We start from the raw sequence: 17,210 nt of genomic DNA on the forward strand, positions 1-17,210 counted from the left end.
CAGAGGGGGACGGGCCCAGATGCAGCTTCGTTTCGATCACGGGCCTTGCGGGGCCGGAACCGGATTCGACCGCCCGGTGCGGCTGATCCGGGCCGATACCGCCGCACAGGTGCCGGCGGCGCTGGCTGATCTGGATGCGGCGCGGGCGGATGGCGCCTGGCTGGCGGGTTATGCCAGTTACGAGCTGGGCTATGCGCTGGAACCGCGTCTGGCCGGGCTGATGCCCGAAGGGCGGCGGCTGCCGCTTCTGTGTTTCGGCGTTTATGACGGGCCAAGGGTGCTGCCGCTGCCGACCCCCGGCGGCGGGATCGGTGATTTCGCCCCCCGCTGGGACGGCGCGCGCTATGGCGCGGCCTTCGACCAGGTGCACAGCGCCATCGGCGCCGGAGAGTTCTATCAGGCCAATCTGACCTTTCCGGTCGATCTGCGTCTCCACGGCGCCGCGCCCGCGCTTTATGCCGCGCTTGCCGCGCGTCAACCGGTGGGCCATGGGGTGCTGGTCACCCAACCCGGCCTGCCCGATATCCTCTGCCGCTCGCCCGAGCTGTTCTTTCGCACCGACCCCGAAGGCCGGATCGAGACCCGCCCGATGAAGGGCACCCAGCCGCGCAGCGACGATCCGGTCGAAGATGCCCGCCGCCGCGACTGGCTGGCCTGCGATGCCAAGAACCGGGCCGAGAACCTGATGATCGTCGATTTGTTGCGCAACGATATCAGCCGGGTGGCGCTGCCCGGCTCGGTGCATGTGCCCGACCTGTTCAAGGTCGAAACCTATGCCACGGTGCATCAGATGGTGTCGCGGGTGGCGGCGCGGCTGCGCGCGGGCGTTACCCTGTCGGATATCCTGCGGGCGCTGTTTCCCTGCGGCTCGATCACCGGCGCGCCCAAGATCCGTGCGATGGAGATGCTGGCGCGCCTCGAACCCTGGCCGCGCGACATCTATTGCGGCAGCATCGGCTGGGCGGCGCCCGACGGTGCGTCCGAATTCAACGTGGCGATCCGCACGCTGTTGGCCGATGGCGCGCGTGCCACGCTCAATGTCGGCGGCGGCGTGGTCTGGGACAGCACCGCCGGCTCGGAATACGAGGAGGCGCTATGGAAGGCCCGCTTTGCCCGCCAGATGATCCCGGCTTTCGCCTGATCGAGACACTGGGCTGGCACCCGGACGAGGGGCCGCGCCGGGCTGCGCTGCATCTGGCGCGCATGGCCCGGTCCGCCGCCGCCCTCGGGATGCCGCTCGACCAGACCGAAGCGCAGCGCCTGCTGGACCAGATCACCGGCCCGGCGCCGCTGCGCTGCCGCCTGACCCTTGGCACCCGGGGCGCCCTGTCGCTGGAAACCGCTCCGCTTGCCGCGAGCCCGCCGCACTGGCGCGTGGCGATCCATCCCGAACGGCTGGATGCGGATGATCCCTGGTTGCGCCACAAGACCACAAGGCGCGCGCTGTATGACCGTGCCCGCGCCGAACTGCCCACAGGCTTCGACGAATGGCTGTTCCTCAACCGGGCGGGCGAGGTCTGCGAAGGGACGATCACCAATATCTTTGCCGATCTCGGGGATGGCCTTCTGACGCCGCCGCTCGCTTCGGGGCTGTTACCCGGTATCCTGCGCGCCGAGCTGCTGGCCAGCGGTCAGGCGCGCGAGGCCTGCCTCACCCCGCAAGACCTGCACGAGGCCCACGCGCTCTATTGCGGCAACGCGCTGCGCGGGCTGATCCCGGCCACGTTCGCCCCGGATGCATGACCGCCTCTTTCCTCTTGCTCCAAATTTCCCGGGGGTGAATTGGCCGCAGGCCAAGAGGGGGCAGCGCCCCCAGCCACCCGAATCCAAAGAAATCCGGGTGAATTGGCCACAAACCCCGGATGCGCGCGGCGCGGCCTTGACTTCCCCGGCCTATCGCGCTGTATCGGCGCGACGCTTTCTCCGCCCGAAGGGATATCACCGATGCACGCCTATCGCAGCCATACCTGCGCCGCCCTGACCGCCGCCAATGTCGGCGAAACCGTTCGCCTGTCCGGCTGGGTCCACCGGGTGCGCGACCATGGCGGGGTGCTGTTCATCGACCTGCGTGACCATTACGGCGTGACCCAGGTGCTGTGCGATGGCGACAGCGCCGCCTTCGCTGCCCTGGAAAAGGTCCGCTCGGAGTGGTGCATCCGCATCGACGGCACGGTCAAGGCGCGCGACGCGGACCTGGTCAACCCCAAGCTGCCCACCGGCGAGATCGAGGTCTATGTCCGCGAGCTCGAAGTGCTGGGCCGGGCCGAGGAACTGCCGCTGATGGTGTTCGGCGATCAGGAATACCCCGAGGAAACCCGCCTGCGCTATCGCTACCTTGACCTGCGCCGCGAGGCGATGCAGGCCAACATGACCCTGCGCTCGGACGTGGTCGCCTCGATGCGGCGGCGCATGTGGGACAAGGGGTTCCGCGAATACCAGACCCCGATCATCACCGCCTCCAGCCCCGAGGGCGCGCGCGACTTCCTGGTGCCCTCGCGCCTGCATCCGGGCCGCTTCTATGCGCTGCCGCAGGCCCCGCAGCAGTTCAAGCAGCTGATCATGGTCTCGGGCTTTGACAAGTATTTCCAGATCGCCCCCTGTTTCCGTGACGAAGACCCGCGCGCCGACCGTTCGCCCACCGATTTCTACCAGCTCGACCTGGAAATGAGCTTTGTCACCCAGCAGGATGTGTTCGACACCATCGCGCCGGTGCTGGCGGGCGTGTTCGAGGAATTCGGCGGTGGCCGCAAGGTCGATGCGCCGCAGGACTGGCCGCAGATCGCCTATGCCGATGCCGCCAAATGGTACGGCACCGACAAGCCCGACCTGCGCAATCCGATCAAGATGCAGGACTGTTCCGAGCATTTCCGCGGCTCGGGCTTTGCCATCTTCGCCAAGCTCCTGGAGCAAGAGGGCACCGAGATCCGCGCCATTCCCGCCCCCACCGGCGGCAGCCGCAAGTTCTGTGACCGGATGAACGCCTTTGCCCAGAAAGAGGGCCTGCCGGGTATGGGCTATATCTTCTGGCGCGATCAGGGCGAGGGCTTGGAAGCCGCAGGCCCGCTCGCCAAGAACATCGGCCCCGAGCGGACCGAGGCGATCCGCCAGCAGCTGGGTCTGGGCGTGGGCGACGCTGCCTTCTTCCTGGGCGGCAAGCCCAAGTCGTTCGAAAAGGTCGCGGGCAAGGCGCGCGACGTGATCGGTGCCGAACTGGGCCTGACCGAGACCGACCGCTTTGCCTTTGCCTGGATCGTCGATTTTCCGATCTACGAACGTGACGAGGAAACCGGCGAGATCGACTTTGAACACAACCCCTTCTCGATGCCGCAAGGTGGGATGGAGGCGCTGAACGGCGACCCGATGGCGGTGCGCGGCTATCAATACGACCTCGCCTGCAACGGCTATGAACTGGTGTCGGGCGCGATCCGCAACCACAAGCCCGAGATCATGCTCAAGGCGTTCGAACTGGCCGGATATGGCGCCGACGAGGTCAAGGCCCGCTTTGGCGCGCTGTTCAATGCCTTCCATTACGGCGCGCCGCCGCACGGCGGCTGTGCCGCCGGCATCGACCGCATCGTGATGCTGCTGGCGGACGAGGCCAACATTCGCGAAGTGATGATGTTCCCGATGAACCAGCGCGCCGAGGATCTGATGATGCAGGCGCCGTCCGAGCCCAGCTCGGACCAGCTGATGGAACTGGGCCTGCGGGTGATCCTGCAGGACTGAGCGTGGTTCAGTCCGGTGTGATGTTGCCGGGGCGTATCCCGAAGACCAGCACCGGACAGCCGCCGCTGCGCCCCGCCGCGATGCGGCTGAGCAGCTTGTGGGTGCCTGTGGTGCTGGCGCCGAATTTGGCCGCAACGGTGCTGGCGGTTTCGTTGCCGTCCTTGTCCAGGCAATAGCCCAGCGACTGAAAGAACTCGGGCGGCAGCGCCCGGGTCACGATGACGCCGACGTCGATCACGCCCGCTTCGAAGAAGCTGCGAAAGGCATAGAGATCGCGGTCATAGGTCTGGTCCTTGCTGTTCCACTCGTAATCGAAGGCTACCCGGCCGCGCCAGAAATCGACCAGATGATTGTGGATGTAATCGGCGCGCAGGATGCGGTCGATCTCGGGCGCGTTCTCGCCCTTGCCCTCGCGCAGGCGGACGGTCAGGTCGGCCTCGATCCGGACCTCCTGGTGGAACCCCTCGGCCGCCGCCAGATCGGCAAAGCGGGTGGTGGCCGACATCCGGTTGCCGCCGGGCGAGCGGATTTCGGTGCGGCTGATGGTGAAGGCGTCGAGGATGCGCAGGATCGCGGCAAGTTCGCCGGGCGCGCGCTGGGCAAGGATGGCGGCGGCGCTGCGATAGCTGGCCACCGAATAGCGCGGGCCAAGCGTCCAACCCAGCTGCGCCTCGACCGCGCCGCCCGGATCGAACACCGCATCGTCGATACTGCGGGCCATGTTACTCGGCCGCGACGCCGGAGTTATAGGAATAGGTCTTCCAGCTGGGTTTGTAATCGGCGTCCGCCTGATTGCCCCAGACGGTCCAGCCGTCGCGCACGCCGCGCCCGAACATCTCCAGATAGGGTCCCCAGGAACAGCTCTCGATCAGCTCGTACTGCTCGTCGGGCTTGCGCGAATGTTCGCGCTTGCGGGTTTGCATCATGTTGACCTGGCGCCGGCCCGGCGCCAGCGTGCGGGCATTCTTGCCCTTGGTGCCGAACAGCAGCAGCTCGGTCACATTGCGGAAATAGAAGCCCACGCCGCGCCCGTCCGAGCCGCCATCCTTGCGCACCTTGTGCCAGACGATGTTGGACTTGTACTCGAACCCCCAGGCGCTGAGCACCTGCAAGCCCTCGGGCAGCAGCGCGTTGGGTACCCACAGATAGCAATGTGCCCGGTCCTGCAGATAATCGGCCACCGGCAGGGCGCAGATATCCTCCAGCGTCATGGTCGGATAGCGTGCCAGCCGCTTGTGTTCGGGCGCAACCTTGCCGGTGCGGTTGGTGAACCGCCAGGGCGGGTCGGCCATCACGGTGGCGAAGCGGTCGTCACCAAGGAAATCCGACAGATCTTGAGAGGCTGATTGAGACATGTCCAACATATTGCGGTCTTCCCCCTCGATTGTCACGCCCCTTTTGCGGGGATGTTCACTCTAGGCGAGTGAGAACGAAAGGTAAACACGCTTTGCGGTCCCGAAGCGGTATCGGCGCAGCCGTTGGCAGGCACCGACCGGGCAGCCGGGTTGCAGTTGCAATCGCGCGATGCCCTACCGGGATGGCGACAGGGTCAGCGTGGCCCGACCTGCCTGCGTCGCGGAACGGGCGTCTGATGCCAGCGCAGCGCGTAGATCAGCACGCCGGCGGTCACGATGGCGATCGGAAGCATTCCGGCCATCTCAGATCGCCTTCCTGTGATTCAGGCGTTCCTGCACCAGCCCCGCGATCCGCGCGGTGTCCGAGGTGACGGGCGCGCCGCTGGCCCGGGTGCGGGCCAGGGCCTGCGCGGCCGAGGCCAGAACGTGATCTTCGGCGCTGCGGGCCACGCCCAGCAGGAACTGGGCCACATAGTCCAGCGTCTGCGGGTCGGTCTTTTCGCTCAGCACATCGGCCACATGGGCCATGTCGTCGTGATAGGCGATGGGATCGGGGCGAATGTGTTCGTCATGCAGGATGCGCGGGCCGGTCGGCTGACGGTCGGCAGGCAGGCGCGACAGGATCTCGGCCTGGAATGTCGCGAGCGAGGTTACCGGCTTGGCCAGGAAACCGTCGGCCCCGGCCTCGAGCGCGCGCTCTTCGGCGCAATCATCACCCGATGTGCCCAGGATCACCCCGACCCGGGGCGCCGTATGGGCCAGTTCCTCGATCAGGTCGGCGCCGGAGCCATCGGGCAGCCCCATATCTACAACGATCACCGAGGGGCGGTAGATCTGCAGATGCCGACGCGCCGATTTCAGGCAATCCGCACGTCGGATACGGGCGCCGCTGCGCAGGCACAACAGGCGCATCGCCTCGCAGGCAAAGCGGCTGTCCTCGACCACGAGAATGGTCAGCCCCAGCAGCGGGCGGGTAACCGTCGGCAGCCGGTGCGGGGCGGCAAAGGGATCAGAATCATCCATGGCTGGCTCCTTCAGCAGACCCTTCAACGCTAGGCCACGCTGGCTAACAGGACGTTAATGGGCGATTTGGCGCACTTGCCCCGGCAAGCGTCACACCGCATAAGACGCCTGACCCGATGAACCCTGGAGGATGATCATGATCGGCCGTTTGAACCATGTCGCCATTGCCGTACCGGATCTGGAGGCCGCGTCCGCGCAATACCGCAGCGCGCTGGGCGCCAAGGTGGGTGCGCCGCAAGACGAACCCGATCATGGTGTCACCGTGGTGTTCATCGAACTGCCCAACACCAAGATCGAGCTGCTGTACCCGCTGGGCGAGAACAGCCCGATCCAGGGCTTCCTGGACAAGAATCCCTCGGGTGGCATCCACCATGTCTGCTATGAAGTCGAGGACATCATCGCCGCGCGCGATCACCTGAAATCGACCGGTGCCCGGGTGCTGGGTACGGGCGAGCCCAAGATCGGCGCCCATGGCAAACCGGTGCTGTTCCTGCACCCCAAGGATTTCAACGGCTGCCTGGTGGAACTGGAACAGGTCTGACCCATATCAGGGTGAAACCCAAAGGGGGCGAAAATGTCGATCACATCCGCATTGGTGCTGTTCTCGGTCATCTGGTTCATGACCTTCCTGATCGTGCTGCCGATCCGCGTGCGCACGCAGGGCGATCTGGGCGACATCGTGCCCGGCACCCATGCCAGCGCGCCCGAGCATCACCATCTGAAAGCCAAGGCCTGGATCACCACCGGGGTTTCGGTGGTGCTCTGGGCGATCATCGGGGGCATCATCCTGTCCGGGTGGATCAGCGTTGACGACATCGACCTGCTCAACCTGAGGCCGCCGCAGGAGTGAGGGCAGGGCACACCGGTGCCCCGCCATTGCGTTCAGCGGATCCCGTTCACCGCGTGAAAGATATGGGTGAAGGTGGCCGCGCCCAGGATCGGGATCAGCAGGTTCACCAGCGGCACCGACAGCGGAATTGCCATCAGGGCGCCCGCGGCCCAGATCGTCATCAGATGTTTCGAGCGCAGCCGGCGTGCCTCGGCCCGACCGACCCGGCGCATCGCGGCCAGGGTGAAATACTCGCGGCCCAGCAGGAAACCGTTCAGCCCCCAGAAGATGAACAGCGCAAAAGGCGCGAACATCGCATAGAGGACAAAGGCCGCCAGGTTGGCCGCGATCAGCACGCCCAGAAAGTTGACCGTATCCTTGAGCGCCTCGCCAAAGGGCACCTTGGCCACGGCGGGCAGGTGCGGGTAATGCCTGTCCTCGACCGCCTGCGCCACCTCGTCCAGGAACATCGAGGTGATGGCCGAGGCCACCGGCACCATCAGGAACACCGACAGCACCAGCATGAAGATCAGCGACGAGACGCTGAGCAGCCCGCCGACCCATGTCACCTCGCCCAGCACGGGCAGGGTGACCTCAGGGCCGACCAGCGTTTGGATCAGCCACAGGAACAGCGCATAGACCGCCACCAGCAGCGCCAGTGTCAGGCCCACACCCAGGCCCAGCACCTTGCGAAAGCGCGGATCGCCGATCTGACCCAGCGCGGCGAGGAAAGCGTTGATGATGATCATGCCGTTACCCAGGTGGTGATGGCCTCCAGATCCGGTCGGGGCCGGTCGGGGGGCGCACTGGTCTCGGTGGCGATATGGATCAGGCCGGCGATCCGCTCATGGGACTCAAGCCCCAGACCCTCGGCGCAGAAGATGCGGTCATGCGAGGGCCAGCCGCTGAGCCAGTTGGCGCCCCAGCCCGCCGCCAGTGCCGCGTTCAGCATCGCCAGGCAGACCGCACCGGCCGAATAGGTCTGTTCGATCGCCGGGATCTTGGGGCTGTCCTTCTGCACCTCGATCACCGCCACCGCCAGAATGCCCTGATCGAACTGCGCCCGCCCCTTGGCGATATCCTCGTCCGGCTTGCCCAGCGCGCGCCCGCGCGCCTCGGCCAGATCGGCCAGCCGCGCCATCGCGCCCTGTTCCAGCACGACAAAGCGCCAGGGTTCCAGCTTGCCGTGGTCCGGGCTGCGCGCGGCGGCGGTCAGGATCGGCAGCAATTCTTCGCGGCTGGGCGCCGGGGCACTCAGCGTCTTGGCCGGGCGCGACCGGCGGGTTTGCAGAAACTCCAGAGCGGCATCGTTGCGCGGCGGCATATGTAAATCCTTTTCACATCAATCGCTCTCCGCTATCTCGGTGACCGGACGCGGAGTTTCAAGGGTAAATCCTGCGTGAGGTTCGGCTTTTGCCGGCTTGGCAGCGGCGGGATGTGCTAGCATGGGCCACCCGATTGAGAGTCCGTGATGACCCCACATGCCTTTTTGATGGCGGCGTTCCTGGCATTGAGTGCCTGCGCCACAAGCGCGCCGCAACCGGTGGCGCAATATCCCGGCAGCCTGCCACCACCCAAAGCCCAGCGTGACAGCGACGCGCGCGCGTCGGCAACCGCCTATTACCTGGGACCACGCGGAGAAGAGTGGTACTGAGCGGCGCCGCGACTGGGCTTTTGCGCGCAACCCTGTAAAACGGGCACATGGCAAAGCCCAAGGTCAAATCCCTTCCCGATCTGTCGCACCTGGCCCGACCGGGGCAAGAGATTGCCCTGCGCGTGACACCAAAGGCCGCGCGCGACAGCGTGACCCTTGCGGGAGAGGGGCTGCGGATCACCGTCACCGCCCCGCCCGAGGATGGCAAGGCCAATGAGGCGGTGCGCAAACTGCTGGCGCGCGCCATGGGCGTGGCACCCAGCCGACTGACCCTCAGACGTGGCCAGACCGCGCGTGACAAGACCTTTGTCTATCTGGGGGGCTGAGGGTCAGCCCGGTACCTCGCGCAGCTGATACACCCCCTCGGGCAGGTCCAGCGCTGCTGCCAGATCGCGCAGCTGCTCGGGCGACAGGGTGATCTTTTGCATGGTTTCGGTGCGTGGGTCGAATTGTTCGACCGTCACGCATTCGGCAAAGGAATTGATGACCACATCCTCCTGCAAGGGCGCTTCGCCCTCGTCCACGAGCGTGATCACCGTCGAGTCGAATTCATGTTCGATGGTAAACATAAGACCACAGTGGCGGTGGCGCCCGACCATTGCAAGCCCGCGCGCGCAGCAAGGGCTGGAAGCCGCTTGGCGCGCAGGCTAAACTCTGCCCAAGATGGTAAAAAACGAAAAGGTATCCCATGCGTCGGTTTCTGACTCTGACGGTTGCGCTTGGCTTTCTGTCCGCCTGCGAGGTGTCTGATCCCGGGCCAGTCGCACCTCTGCCGAAGGTGCCCGACAGCCCGCCGATGAGCGCAAGCGCGGCGCAATCGGCATTTGCCAGCGTCTCGGCGCGGGTGCGGCCGGTGGCGGTGCGTGAATGCCAGCAGCGCACCCAGGGCGCCAATTGCGATTTCAAGATCCAGATCGACCCCGACCCCAAGGCGCCGGTCAACGCTTATCAGACGGTGGGCAAGAACGGCCAGCCGCTGATCATCTTTACCCGCTCCATGATCGCCACCGCGCGCAATGCCGACGAGTTGGCCTTTGTCATGGGGCACGAGGCGGCGCATCACATTCGCGGCCATCTGGCACGTCAGAACGCCAGCGCCATCGCGGGTGCGGTCATCCTTGGCGGGCTGGTGGGGCTGGCCGGCGGCGGCGCGTCAACCATCGATGCGGCCACCCAGATCGGCGCCAGTGTCGGTGCGCGCACCTATTCCAAGGAATATGAGCTGGAGGCCGACGAGCTGGGCACCGTGATCACTCACAAGGCCGGATACAACCCGCTGGTCGGGGCGCATTTCTTCTCGCGCATTCCCGATCCGGGCGACCGGTTCCTGGGCTCGCACCCGCCCAATGCCGCCCGCATCCAGACGGTGCAGCGGACCGCCGGCAGCCTGGGCCTGACCCAGTGACCGGGCTGACCCGGCTGGGCGTGGTGCTGACAGATCGCGGGTCGAAATACGCGGTCAGCGGCGCCCCCGCCCGTAGCCGGGAAGAGGTGGACACGGTGCTGGCCGCGCTGAAATCGGACCGCGCCTATGCCAAGGCGACCCACAACACCTGGGCGGCGCTGCTGCCCAGCGGCGCGCTCAAGGCCGATGACGGCGAATCCGGTGCCGCCATGGTGATTCTGCGAATGATGGAGCGCGCCGAGCTTGCCGATCATGTCATCGTGGTCACCCGCTGGTATGGCGGCAAGAAACTGGGTGGCGACCGGTTCCGCAGGGTCGGGGATGCCACCCGTGCCTATCTCGATCACCTGGGCCTGTGCGCTTGACCTGCGTCAAGGGCAGGGCGCGCGCCCTGCGCTAGTCTGATGCCATCGCCGCCGCGACAGCAGAGGACATCATGGCCGACCGAGACACGCTGAGAAAACACGCCGACCTGTTCGACCGCATGGCCACAACGCTGGGTCATGATCTGGAGGAATCGGCCCTGAAGGGCCAGGTGCGCATCGACGAGATCAGCGATGCGGTTCTGGCCTGCACCGGATGCAGCAATCCTGCGCATTGCTCTGACTGGCTGGCCACGCGCGACACCGCGTTGCAGGCACCGCAGTACTGCCGCAACCGCGCATTGCTGGAACGTCTGCATCCCTGACGGCCCACACAGGTTCAAGGAAGGAGTCCCATGGCTCAGATTCCCCTGGGCGATATCGAGCGGCATTTCTGGCTGACCCGCTCGGTGGCCCGCACCATCGGCGTGTCCTTTACCGAGGCGCTGGCCGAAAAGCGCCTGACCGAGGAGGGTTATGCCGAACTGATCACCCGCTGCCGCGCGGCGGGGTGTACCGAGCGCTGCCAGCTGTGGCTGGCCTGCCAGCAGGGCCGGGCCGAGGCCGCGCCTGAATTCTGCACCAATGCCGAGGCGCTCGACCGCCTGCGCTGATCACAGCTTGCTGTGGCTGCCATCGCACAGCGGCTGTTTGCCCGAATGCTTGCAGCCGCAAAAGAACACCTTCTTGTCCGCCTCGGCGGTGTATTTCACCGGCGCAAACGCGGTCCCCTTGTGCGACCCGTCGCAAAAGGGCTGTTTCTGCGATTTGCCGCAGGCGCACCAGAAATAGGATTTGCCTTCGGTCACCTCGACCGCAAAGGGGGCTTTCTGGACGATCTCGGGGCTGTCGGACATGTGGCTGTTCCTTTGAGTGGCGGATGTCTGTGGAGTGCACGATAGCGCAGATCGGGCGCAGGAAAAGGGTGAGGATAGATAGGGAACCCATCATGCGCCTTGGGGGATAGTCAGCTTTGCGCAGCGTTCATCCCGTTTGTTTGACGACAAGCAACTATCGCTAGGGATGTGATTGTGGGCTTTTTAGCTGGAGAAAACCGCTATCCCCCAGCACTTTCAGTGCGCGAGTGAGGTGATATTCCTCAGAAACCGTTAGATGGTCTTCTTCGAATCCTCTGAAGTCGAAAGCCGTGATCGTGGCTAGCCCATACACTGCCAGAACATGGTGTTTCATCAACCATTCCGCATAGGTCTTGTTGTAACGAGGGTCGTAAGAAAACGGCCTTCCACCGGTTAGGTAGGTAATTCCTTCGTTTAGCGACAAGTGGCTTACGCCGGTCAGTTGGCTATAACCCTTCCCAAGGAATTTGAATGCCTTCAAGCGTGGTGTAGCACCATCTTTTTGTTTTCCGGCAAGGATTCCGCGGAGGACCTCTACGCCTTCCAGCTCCTGCCTGATTAAGGCAGATGCACCGATGTATTGTGCCTTTGAAACCGCTGTCTCTACGAGTGAGATGTTTTGAAACATGGCGGCTGCGACAGCAGCACGACGTAGTGAATCTTTGTCAACATTGAGAGGGCAGATAGATTGCGACCGCTCGAAGACTGAGACCAATGCTGAAAGAACGCAGTCGTTCGCAAAGGCCAAGTCTGGCAACTCTGAACGCCAATCAGGAAAGTCCGATTGCAACGTTCCGAGTGCCAGCCTGTAGTTGTTGGCCTTTTGGAAAAACTGAAAGTCTTTTTCTATCTTAGACGTCCCCACAGATCATATTCCCCGGCCTCGTCCACTTCGACCGTCACGATATCGCCGGGCTGCAAGCCTTCGAATCCCTCGTCGATGAACAGGTTGCCGTCGATCTCGGGGGCGTCCGACTTGGTGCGGCAGGTGGCGGCCTCGTCGTCGACCTCGTCGACGATCACCTCGATCACCTGTCCCACCCGCGCGGCCAGTTTCGCCTCGGAAATCGCCTGCGCCTTTGCCATGAACCGGTCCCAGCGCTCTTGCTTGACTTCTGCCGGAACATGATCGGGCAGGTCGTTCGAGCGGGCACCCGCCACGTTTTCGTATTGGAAGCAGCCGACGCGATCCAGCTGCGCCTCGTCCATCCAGTCGAGCAGGGTCTGGAACTCGGCCTCGGTCTCGCCGGGATAGCCGACGATGAAGGTCGAGCGCAGGGTGATCTCGGGACAGATCTCGCGCCAGGCGGCGATCTCGTCCAGGGTGCGCGCCGCCGCTGCCGGGCGCGCCATGCGCTTCAGCGTGTCGGGATGTGCATGCTGGAAGGGAATATCCAGATAGGGCAACAGGTTGCACCCCGCATCTGCCATCAGCGGGATCAGCTCGCGCACATGCGGATAGGGATAGACGTAATGCAGCCGTACCCAGGCATCGAGCTGTCCCAACTCGCGGGCCAGATCGGTGATATGGCTGCGGACCTCGCGGTTTTTCCACAGGTTCGTGTCATACTTGCGATCCAACCCGTAAGCACTTGTATCCTGAGAGATGATCAGGAGCTCTTTCACACCGTTATCCACAAGCTTTTCCGCTTCGCGCAGCACCGCATGGGCGGGGCGGCTGGCCAGCTTGCCACGCATGTCGGGGATGATGCAGAACTTGCACTTGTGGTTACAGCCCTCGGAAATCTTGAGGTAACTGTAATGGCGCGGCGTCAGCTGAACGCCCGAGGCGGGCAGCAGGTCGACAAACGGGTCCGGATCGGGCGGCACCGCGCCATGCACGGCATCCAGAACCTGCTCGTATTGATGCGGGCCGGTGACGGCCAGAATGCGCGGATGATGCTCGCGGATATAGTCGGGTTCGGCGCCCAGGCAGCCGGTCACGATCACCTTGCCGTTTTCCTTGAGCGCCTCGCCGATCGCATCCAGGCTCTCGGCCTTGGCACTATCAAGAAAACCGCAGGTGTTGACGATCACCGCATCGGCGCCCGCATAGTCGGGCGAAATGCCATAGCCCTCGGCCCTGAGCCGGGTCAGGATGCGCTCGCTGTCGACCAGCGCCTTGGGACAGCCCAGCGAGACCATGCCGATGGTCGGCTGGCCGGGGCGGGTGGCGGCGGTGCCCAGTCGGGCGGCGGGGGCCAGGTCGGGGCGCAGGTTCGGAGGGTTCGTGCTCATGGCGCGCATATAGAGGGGAAAGCTTCCCCTTGCAAATGTTGCGCAACCGAGGTCGGCTGACCATATCGCAAGAGGCAAACAGGCAGGGAGCGCGCATATGCGGTGGATCGTGCGAATCGGCATCACTTTGGTCCTGGCGGCGGTGGTTATGATAGGGGCGCTGCTGCTGTTGCCCGGCGACCGGCTGGCGCGACTTGCCATCGAGCAGATCCGCAAACAGACCGGGCGCGAGGTCACGGTGGCGGGCGAGGTCAAGCTCAGCTTTTGGCCGGTGCTCGGGGTCGAGACCGGGCCGGTGACCGTCGCCAACGCAGATTGGGCCAGCGCGGCCCCGATGTTGCAGGCGCAGGGGCTGGCGATCGGGGTCGCGGCGCCGGCGCTGCTGGGGGGCGAGGTGCGGATCACCCGCATCCTGGCCCAGGATCCGGTGCTGCGGCTGGAAACCGCCAAGGGCCGCGTGAACTGGGAATTCAGCCCCACGGGCGCGTCCGGCGGCGCCGCGACCCCCTCGGGCGGCGGCAGCGGCGGGCAATTGGTGACGCTTGACGGGCTGGACCTGAGGAACGCCCGCCTGATCTATGTCGAAGAGGGCAAGACCAGTTTCGACTTTGGCGGCGTCGATCTGTCGGCCAGTTGGCCCGCGACGGATGCACCGCTCAAGATGGAGGCGCGGCTGGAGCCGGGGGCGGGGCCGATCTCGGTCGATCTCGATCTGGCCGATCTGAGTGCGTTTTCGAACGGGCAGGTCAGCGCCATGCAGATGAAGATGACCGCGCCCAAGACCAGCATCACCTTTGACGGGCGTGCCAGCATCGACGGCGCGCTGGCCGGAGCGGCCGTGCTTGATACCAGCGACAGCGCCGCGATGCTGGCGGCATTCGGCCAGGCCGGCATCAGCCTGCCGCGCGGGCTGGGGCAGCGGGCTGATCTGCGCGCCCAGATCACCTATACCGCCGACGGGCGGCTGGCGCTGCGCGAGCTTGCGGCCGATCTCGACGGCAACCGGCTGAACGGCGCCGCCGATGTGACGGTGGCCGACCCGCCGCAGGTGACCGCGCGCCTGACCGCCGGTGCGCTGGATCTGACCGGGCTTGCCGCCGCTGGCGGGACAGGCTCGGGGCGCAGCGACGCGGCCTCGGGCTGGTCCGAGGACGCCATCGACGCCTCGGCGCTGGCGCTGGCCAATGGCATGCTGCATCTGAGCGCCGGTTCCATCGCCCTGCCGGGGTTGGAGCTGGGGCAAAGCGTACTCAGCCTGTCGCTTGATAACAGCCGCGCGGTGGTCGACATGGCGCCTGTCTCGCTGTTTTCGGGGCAATTGACCGGTCAGGTCGTGGCCAATAACCGCAACGGCTTGTCGGTTGGCGGCGATCTGCGGGCCGAAGGCATCGAGATGCGCGAGGCGCTGGCGACGCTGGGCGGGATCGAGCGGCTCTCGGGCGCCGCCTCGGGTCAGCTGAAATTCCTCGGCGTCGGCGCGAGCGAGGCGCAGATCATGCGCTCGCTCTCGGGCGAGGGGCGGCTTGCGATGGGTCGCGGGGTGATCGCGGGCTTCGACCTCGACAACCTGATGGGGCGCGGGGCCAAGGGCGGCGGCACCACGGTGTTCAACAGCCTCACCGCCAGCTACCGGATGGACAAGGGCAACCTCTTCAACGAGGACCTTTTGATGCTGCTTGACAATTTCAAGGCCAATGGCACCGGGCGCGTGGGTCTTGGTGCGCGCGATATCGACTATCTGTTCACCCCGGTCGCGCTGCGGGCCAATGCCGGGCAGGGGCTGTCGGTGCCGGTCCGCATCGTCGGCCCTTGGGCCGACCCGTCGATTCGCCCCGACCTGAGCCAGGTGATCGAGGCGGCGACCGGCCTGGACAAGGAAGCGGTCGATACCAAGGCCAAGGACGAGTTGCGCCGCAAGCTGGGAGAGGAGCTGGATACCGAGATCACGCCGGATCAGAATGTCGAAGAGCTGATCAAGGACCGGCTGGAAAAGGAGGCAACAAAGGGTTTGCTGAAGCTTCTCGGCGCCGACTGAGGTGAGGACAAAGGGGGCGCTGCCCCCGTCACCTGCGGTGACTCCCCCGGGATATTTTCAGCAAGAGGAAAGAGCAGGGTGCGATCCAGCTTCTTTCTGGTCGGAAATACTCCGGAGCGCGAGGCAGCGCCTCGCAAAAGACCGCCGCGCGGAACGCGCGGCCCGGCCCAACGCCTCGGGCCTCTCGTCAGAGAGGCGTGAGGGGGCGGGAGCGCCCCCTGCCAGGCTCAGATGGTCTGGTCGTAGTCGCCCACGCCCGGCTCGGTGCGGATAACCTCGTCGATCTCGGCAAAGATGGCGCGCATCTCCGCCTCGCTCTCGCTGCTTTCGCAGACCACCACCAGGTTGGGCGTGTTCGACGAGGCGCGCACCAGCCCCCAGGAGCCGTTGTCCAGGATGACACGGGCACCGTTCACGGTGACCACCTCCTTGATGGCACGCCCGGCAAAGCTGTCACCGGCGGCATGTTTGGCAACCAGCTTTTCCACCAGCCGCTCCAGAATGGCGTATTTCTCGGTGTCGGCAGCATAGGGCGACATGGTGGGCGTCGACCAGGTGCGCGGCAGCGCCTTGCGCAGGTCCGACATCGACATTTCGGGGTTGCGATCCATCAGCTTGCAGATCTCGACCGCCACCCGCATGCCGCAGTCATAGCCGCGCCCGATCGGCTCGGCCAGAAAGTAGTGACCGGATTTCTCGAACCCCGCCAGTGCGCCGATCTCCTTGACCCTGCGTTTCATGTGGCTGTGGCCGGTCTTCCAGTAATCGGCCTTGGCGCCGTGTTTCTGCAACTCGGGATCGGCGGCAAACAGGCCGGTGGATTTCACATCCGCTACAAAGGTGGACCCGGGATAGAGTTTCGAGAGGTCGCGCGCCATGATCACGCCCACCTTGTCGGCAAAAATCTCCTCGCCCTCGTCATCCACCACGCCGCAGCGGTCGCCATCGCCGTCAAAGCCCAGCGCGAAATCGGCGCCGCTGGCTTTGACCGTGTCGGCCATGTCATGCAGCATTTCCATGGCTTCGGGGTTGGGGTTGTAGTTGGGAAAGGTGTAGTCGAGCTCATTGTGGCTCGGCACGATCTCGACGCCCATGCGGGCAAAGATTTCGGGCGCAAAGGCCGAGGCGGTGCCGTTGCCGGTGGCGCAGACCACCTTGAGCGGGCGCGACATGCGGAAATCGCCGACCAGATCGTCGATATAGGCCTCTTTCACGCCGTCCACGAATTCGTAAGAGCCGCCCGGGCGCGCCACGCCCTCGCCGTTCAGCACGATGTCGCGCAGCTCGGCCATCTCGTCGGGTCCATGGGTCAGCGGCCGGTCAAAGCCCATCTTGACCCCGGTCCAGCCGTTCGGGTTGTGGCTGGCGGTCACCATCGCCACGGCGGGCACATCCAGATGGAACTGCGAGAAATAGGCCATCGGCGACAGGGCGGGGCCGATATCCTTGACCTGGATGCCGGCCTGCATCAGGCCCAGGATCAGCGCGTTCTTGATGGCCAGCGAATAGTCGCGATAATCGTTGCCGACCGCGATCACCGGCGCGATGCCACGGCGGTGCATCTGGGTGCCCAGACCCAGGCCCAGCGCAGTCATGCCGGGCAGGTTGATCTCTTCGGGATACTTCCAGCGGGCATCGTATTCGCGAAATCCGGTTGGCCGGATCATGGCATCGCGCAGGAAGGTCCAGGTGTTTGGAGTCACCTCGGAAAGGGGCTTGGTCATAT

General features: G+C 65.1%; 22 protein-coding genes. 12 read left to right on the forward strand and 10 right to left on the reverse strand.

What is annotated here, in order from left to right:
• Window positions 1–19: 19 nt before the first annotated feature.
• The 3 genes from SPO_RS04655 to aspS all read left to right on the forward strand — a co-directional run bounded on the left by SPO_RS04655 (window position 20) and on the right by aspS (window position 3,726).
• A complete protein-coding gene (locus SPO_RS04655; RefSeq protein ID WP_011046673.1) occupies window positions 20–1,141 on the forward strand; it encodes an aminodeoxychorismate synthase component I in 1,122 nt (373 codons plus the stop codon).
• On the forward strand, window positions 1,096–1,743 hold the full coding sequence (locus SPO_RS04660) for an aminotransferase class IV family protein (protein ID WP_011046674.1): 648 nt from the start codon (window positions 1,096–1,098) through the stop codon (window positions 1,741–1,743). The genes SPO_RS04655 and SPO_RS04660 overlap by 46 nt, the downstream gene beginning before the upstream one ends.
• Before the next feature lie 201 nt (window positions 1,744–1,944).
• The gene (aspS, locus tag SPO_RS04665; RefSeq protein ID WP_011046675.1) at window positions 1,945–3,726 is read left to right on the forward strand and encodes an aspartate--tRNA ligase; all 1,782 of its coding nucleotides are present in this window, start codon (window positions 1,945–1,947) and stop codon (window positions 3,724–3,726) included.
• A gap of 7 nt (window positions 3,727–3,733) precedes the next feature.
• Here aspS and SPO_RS04670 read toward each other — a convergent pair whose 3' ends face one another.
• The 3 genes from SPO_RS04670 to SPO_RS04680 all read right to left on the reverse strand — a co-directional run bounded on the left by SPO_RS04670 (window position 3,734) and on the right by SPO_RS04680 (window position 6,104).
• Window positions 3,734–4,447, reverse strand: a complete 714-nt coding sequence (locus tag SPO_RS04670; protein ID WP_011046677.1) for a BglII/BstYI family type II restriction endonuclease — start codon at window positions 4,445–4,447, stop codon at window positions 3,734–3,736.
• 1 nt (window position 4,448) lies between these two features.
• The gene (locus tag SPO_RS04675) at window positions 4,449–5,081 is read right to left on the reverse strand and encodes an MT-A70 family methyltransferase (RefSeq protein ID WP_011046678.1); all 633 of its coding nucleotides are present in this window, start codon (window positions 5,079–5,081) and stop codon (window positions 4,449–4,451) included.
• Between the two features lie 303 nt (window positions 5,082–5,384).
• Window positions 5,385–6,104, reverse strand: coding sequence for a response regulator (locus SPO_RS04680; RefSeq protein WP_011046680.1), 720 nt, complete (start codon window positions 6,102–6,104; stop codon window positions 5,385–5,387).
• 136 nt (window positions 6,105–6,240) lie between these two features.
• On the opposite strand from SPO_RS04680, the gene mce reads away from it, so the two are divergent.
• Both mce and SPO_RS04690 read left to right on the forward strand, forming a co-directional pair.
• On the forward strand, window positions 6,241–6,645 hold the full coding sequence (gene mce, locus SPO_RS04685; protein WP_044029028.1) for a methylmalonyl-CoA epimerase: 405 nt from the start codon (window positions 6,241–6,243) through the stop codon (window positions 6,643–6,645).
• Window positions 6,646–6,678: 33 nt separating this feature from the next.
• Window positions 6,679–6,954 carry a DUF1467 family protein gene (locus SPO_RS04690; RefSeq protein WP_011046682.1) on the forward strand — a complete coding sequence of 92 codons (276 nt, stop codon included), beginning with the start codon at window positions 6,679–6,681 and terminating at the stop codon, window positions 6,952–6,954.
• A gap of 32 nt (window positions 6,955–6,986) precedes the next feature.
• Here the strand turns inward: SPO_RS04690 and SPO_RS04695 are convergent, their stop codons facing one another.
• Together SPO_RS04695 and SPO_RS04700 are read right to left on the reverse strand one after the other, a co-directional pair.
• Window positions 6,987–7,682, reverse strand: coding sequence for an EI24 domain-containing protein (locus tag SPO_RS04695; RefSeq protein ID WP_011046683.1), 696 nt, complete (start codon window positions 7,680–7,682; stop codon window positions 6,987–6,989).
• Complete coding sequence (locus SPO_RS04700) at window positions 7,679–8,257, reverse strand: nitroreductase family protein (protein WP_011046684.1); 579 nt, start codon at window positions 8,255–8,257, stop codon at window positions 7,679–7,681. The genes SPO_RS04695 and SPO_RS04700 overlap by 4 nt, the downstream gene beginning before the upstream one ends.
• 147 nt (window positions 8,258–8,404) lie before the next feature.
• Between SPO_RS04700 and SPO_RS22770 the strand changes: the two genes are divergently transcribed.
• Complete coding sequence (locus tag SPO_RS22770; RefSeq protein WP_144083958.1) at window positions 8,405–8,587, forward strand: hypothetical protein; 183 nt, start codon at window positions 8,405–8,407, stop codon at window positions 8,585–8,587.
• A gap of 47 nt (window positions 8,588–8,634) precedes the next feature.
• On the forward strand, window positions 8,635–8,913 hold the full coding sequence (locus tag SPO_RS04705; protein ID WP_011046686.1) for a DUF167 domain-containing protein: 279 nt from the start codon (window positions 8,635–8,637) through the stop codon (window positions 8,911–8,913).
• A 3-nt stretch (window positions 8,914–8,916) separates the two neighbouring features.
• Here the strand turns inward: SPO_RS04705 and SPO_RS04710 are convergent, their stop codons facing one another.
• Window positions 8,917–9,156 carry a hypothetical protein gene (locus SPO_RS04710; RefSeq protein ID WP_044027940.1) on the reverse strand — a complete coding sequence of 80 codons (240 nt, stop codon included), beginning with the start codon at window positions 9,154–9,156 and terminating at the stop codon, window positions 8,917–8,919.
• 119 nt (window positions 9,157–9,275) lie between these two features.
• On the opposite strand from SPO_RS04710, the gene SPO_RS04715 reads away from it, so the two are divergent.
• The 4 genes from SPO_RS04715 (at window position 9,276) to SPO_RS04730 (ending at window position 10,968) form a co-directional block, all read left to right on the forward strand.
• Window positions 9,276–9,992, forward strand: coding sequence for a M48 family metallopeptidase (locus SPO_RS04715; protein WP_011046688.1), 717 nt, complete (start codon window positions 9,276–9,278; stop codon window positions 9,990–9,992).
• On the forward strand, window positions 9,989–10,357 hold the full coding sequence (locus SPO_RS04720; protein WP_011046689.1) for a YigZ family protein: 369 nt from the start codon (window positions 9,989–9,991) through the stop codon (window positions 10,355–10,357). Before SPO_RS04715 ends, SPO_RS04720 begins: the two co-directional genes overlap by 4 nt.
• A gap of 71 nt (window positions 10,358–10,428) precedes the next feature.
• A complete protein-coding gene (locus SPO_RS04725; protein ID WP_011046690.1) occupies window positions 10,429–10,680 on the forward strand; it encodes a DUF6455 family protein in 252 nt (83 codons plus the stop codon).
• Between the two features lie 30 nt (window positions 10,681–10,710).
• Window positions 10,711–10,968, forward strand: a complete 258-nt coding sequence (locus SPO_RS04730) for a DUF6455 family protein (RefSeq protein WP_011046691.1) — start codon at window positions 10,711–10,713, stop codon at window positions 10,966–10,968.
• Here the strand turns inward: SPO_RS04730 and SPO_RS04735 are convergent, their stop codons facing one another.
• The 3 genes from SPO_RS04735 to rimO form a co-directional block, all read right to left on the reverse strand.
• A complete protein-coding gene (locus SPO_RS04735; protein WP_011046692.1) occupies window positions 10,969–11,211 on the reverse strand; it encodes a CDGSH iron-sulfur domain-containing protein in 243 nt (80 codons plus the stop codon).
• 160 nt (window positions 11,212–11,371) lie between these two features.
• Window positions 11,372–12,076, reverse strand: coding sequence for a hypothetical protein (locus tag SPO_RS22775; RefSeq protein WP_144083959.1), 705 nt, complete (start codon window positions 12,074–12,076; stop codon window positions 11,372–11,374).
• The gene (gene rimO, locus SPO_RS04740) at window positions 12,058–13,449 is read right to left on the reverse strand and encodes a 30S ribosomal protein S12 methylthiotransferase RimO (protein ID WP_044029031.1); all 1,392 of its coding nucleotides are present in this window, start codon (window positions 13,447–13,449) and stop codon (window positions 12,058–12,060) included. Before rimO ends, SPO_RS22775 begins: the two co-directional genes overlap by 19 nt.
• 97 nt (window positions 13,450–13,546) lie before the next feature.
• Here rimO and SPO_RS04745 point away from each other — a divergent pair, with 97 nt between their 5' ends.
• The gene (locus tag SPO_RS04745) at window positions 13,547–15,484 is read left to right on the forward strand and encodes an AsmA family protein (protein WP_011046694.1); all 1,938 of its coding nucleotides are present in this window, start codon (window positions 13,547–13,549) and stop codon (window positions 15,482–15,484) included.
• A 227-nt stretch (window positions 15,485–15,711) separates the two neighbouring features.
• Here the strand turns inward: SPO_RS04745 and SPO_RS04750 are convergent, their stop codons facing one another.
• Window positions 15,712–17,208, reverse strand: coding sequence for a phosphomannomutase/phosphoglucomutase (locus SPO_RS04750; RefSeq protein WP_030003185.1), 1,497 nt, complete (start codon window positions 17,206–17,208; stop codon window positions 15,712–15,714).
• Window positions 17,209–17,210 lie beyond the last annotated feature (2 nt).

This window comes from Ruegeria pomeroyi DSS-3, from assembly GCF_000011965.2.
GTDB lineage: Bacteria > Pseudomonadota > Alphaproteobacteria > Rhodobacterales > Rhodobacteraceae > Ruegeria_B > Ruegeria_B pomeroyi.

Bases quoted from the DNA above. Each gene is read 5' to 3' on its own strand.
- SPO_RS04655 (WP_011046673.1), top strand. From the start codon at position 20: ATGCAGCTTCGTTTCGATCACGGGCCTTGCGGGGCCGGAACCGGATTC.
- SPO_RS04660 (WP_011046674.1), top strand. From the start codon at position 1,096: ATGGAAGGCCCGCTTTGCCCGCCAGATGATCCCGGCTTTCGCCTGATC.
- aspS (WP_011046675.1), top strand. From the start codon at position 1,945: ATGCACGCCTATCGCAGCCATACCTGCGCCGCCCTGACCGCCGCCAAT.
- SPO_RS04670 (WP_011046677.1), bottom strand. From the start codon at position 4,447: ATGGCCCGCAGTATCGACGATGCGGTGTTCGATCCGGGCGGCGCGGTC.
- SPO_RS04675 (WP_011046678.1), bottom strand. From the start codon at position 5,081: ATGTCTCAATCAGCCTCTCAAGATCTGTCGGATTTCCTTGGTGACGAC.
- SPO_RS04680 (WP_011046680.1), bottom strand. From the start codon at position 6,104: ATGGATGATTCTGATCCCTTTGCCGCCCCGCACCGGCTGCCGACGGTT.
- mce (WP_044029028.1), top strand. From the start codon at position 6,241: ATGATCGGCCGTTTGAACCATGTCGCCATTGCCGTACCGGATCTGGAG.
- SPO_RS04690 (WP_011046682.1), top strand. From the start codon at position 6,679: ATGTCGATCACATCCGCATTGGTGCTGTTCTCGGTCATCTGGTTCATG.
- SPO_RS04695 (WP_011046683.1), bottom strand. From the start codon at position 7,682: ATGATCATCATCAACGCTTTCCTCGCCGCGCTGGGTCAGATCGGCGAT.
- SPO_RS04700 (WP_011046684.1), bottom strand. From the start codon at position 8,257: ATGCCGCCGCGCAACGATGCCGCTCTGGAGTTTCTGCAAACCCGCCGG.
- SPO_RS22770 (WP_144083958.1), top strand. From the start codon at position 8,405: ATGACCCCACATGCCTTTTTGATGGCGGCGTTCCTGGCATTGAGTGCC.
- SPO_RS04705 (WP_011046686.1), top strand. From the start codon at position 8,635: ATGGCAAAGCCCAAGGTCAAATCCCTTCCCGATCTGTCGCACCTGGCC.
- SPO_RS04710 (WP_044027940.1), bottom strand. From the start codon at position 9,156: ATGTTTACCATCGAACATGAATTCGACTCGACGGTGATCACGCTCGTG.
- SPO_RS04715 (WP_011046688.1), top strand. From the start codon at position 9,276: ATGCGTCGGTTTCTGACTCTGACGGTTGCGCTTGGCTTTCTGTCCGCC.
- SPO_RS04725 (WP_011046690.1), top strand. From the start codon at position 10,429: ATGGCCGACCGAGACACGCTGAGAAAACACGCCGACCTGTTCGACCGC.
- SPO_RS04730 (WP_011046691.1), top strand. From the start codon at position 10,711: ATGGCTCAGATTCCCCTGGGCGATATCGAGCGGCATTTCTGGCTGACC.
- SPO_RS04735 (WP_011046692.1), bottom strand. From the start codon at position 11,211: ATGTCCGACAGCCCCGAGATCGTCCAGAAAGCCCCCTTTGCGGTCGAG.
- rimO (WP_044029031.1), bottom strand. From the start codon at position 13,449: ATGAGCACGAACCCTCCGAACCTGCGCCCCGACCTGGCCCCCGCCGCC.
- SPO_RS04745 (WP_011046694.1), top strand. From the start codon at position 13,547: ATGCGGTGGATCGTGCGAATCGGCATCACTTTGGTCCTGGCGGCGGTG.
- SPO_RS04750 (WP_030003185.1), bottom strand. From the start codon at position 17,208: ATGACCAAGCCCCTTTCCGAGGTGACTCCAAACACCTGGACCTTCCTG.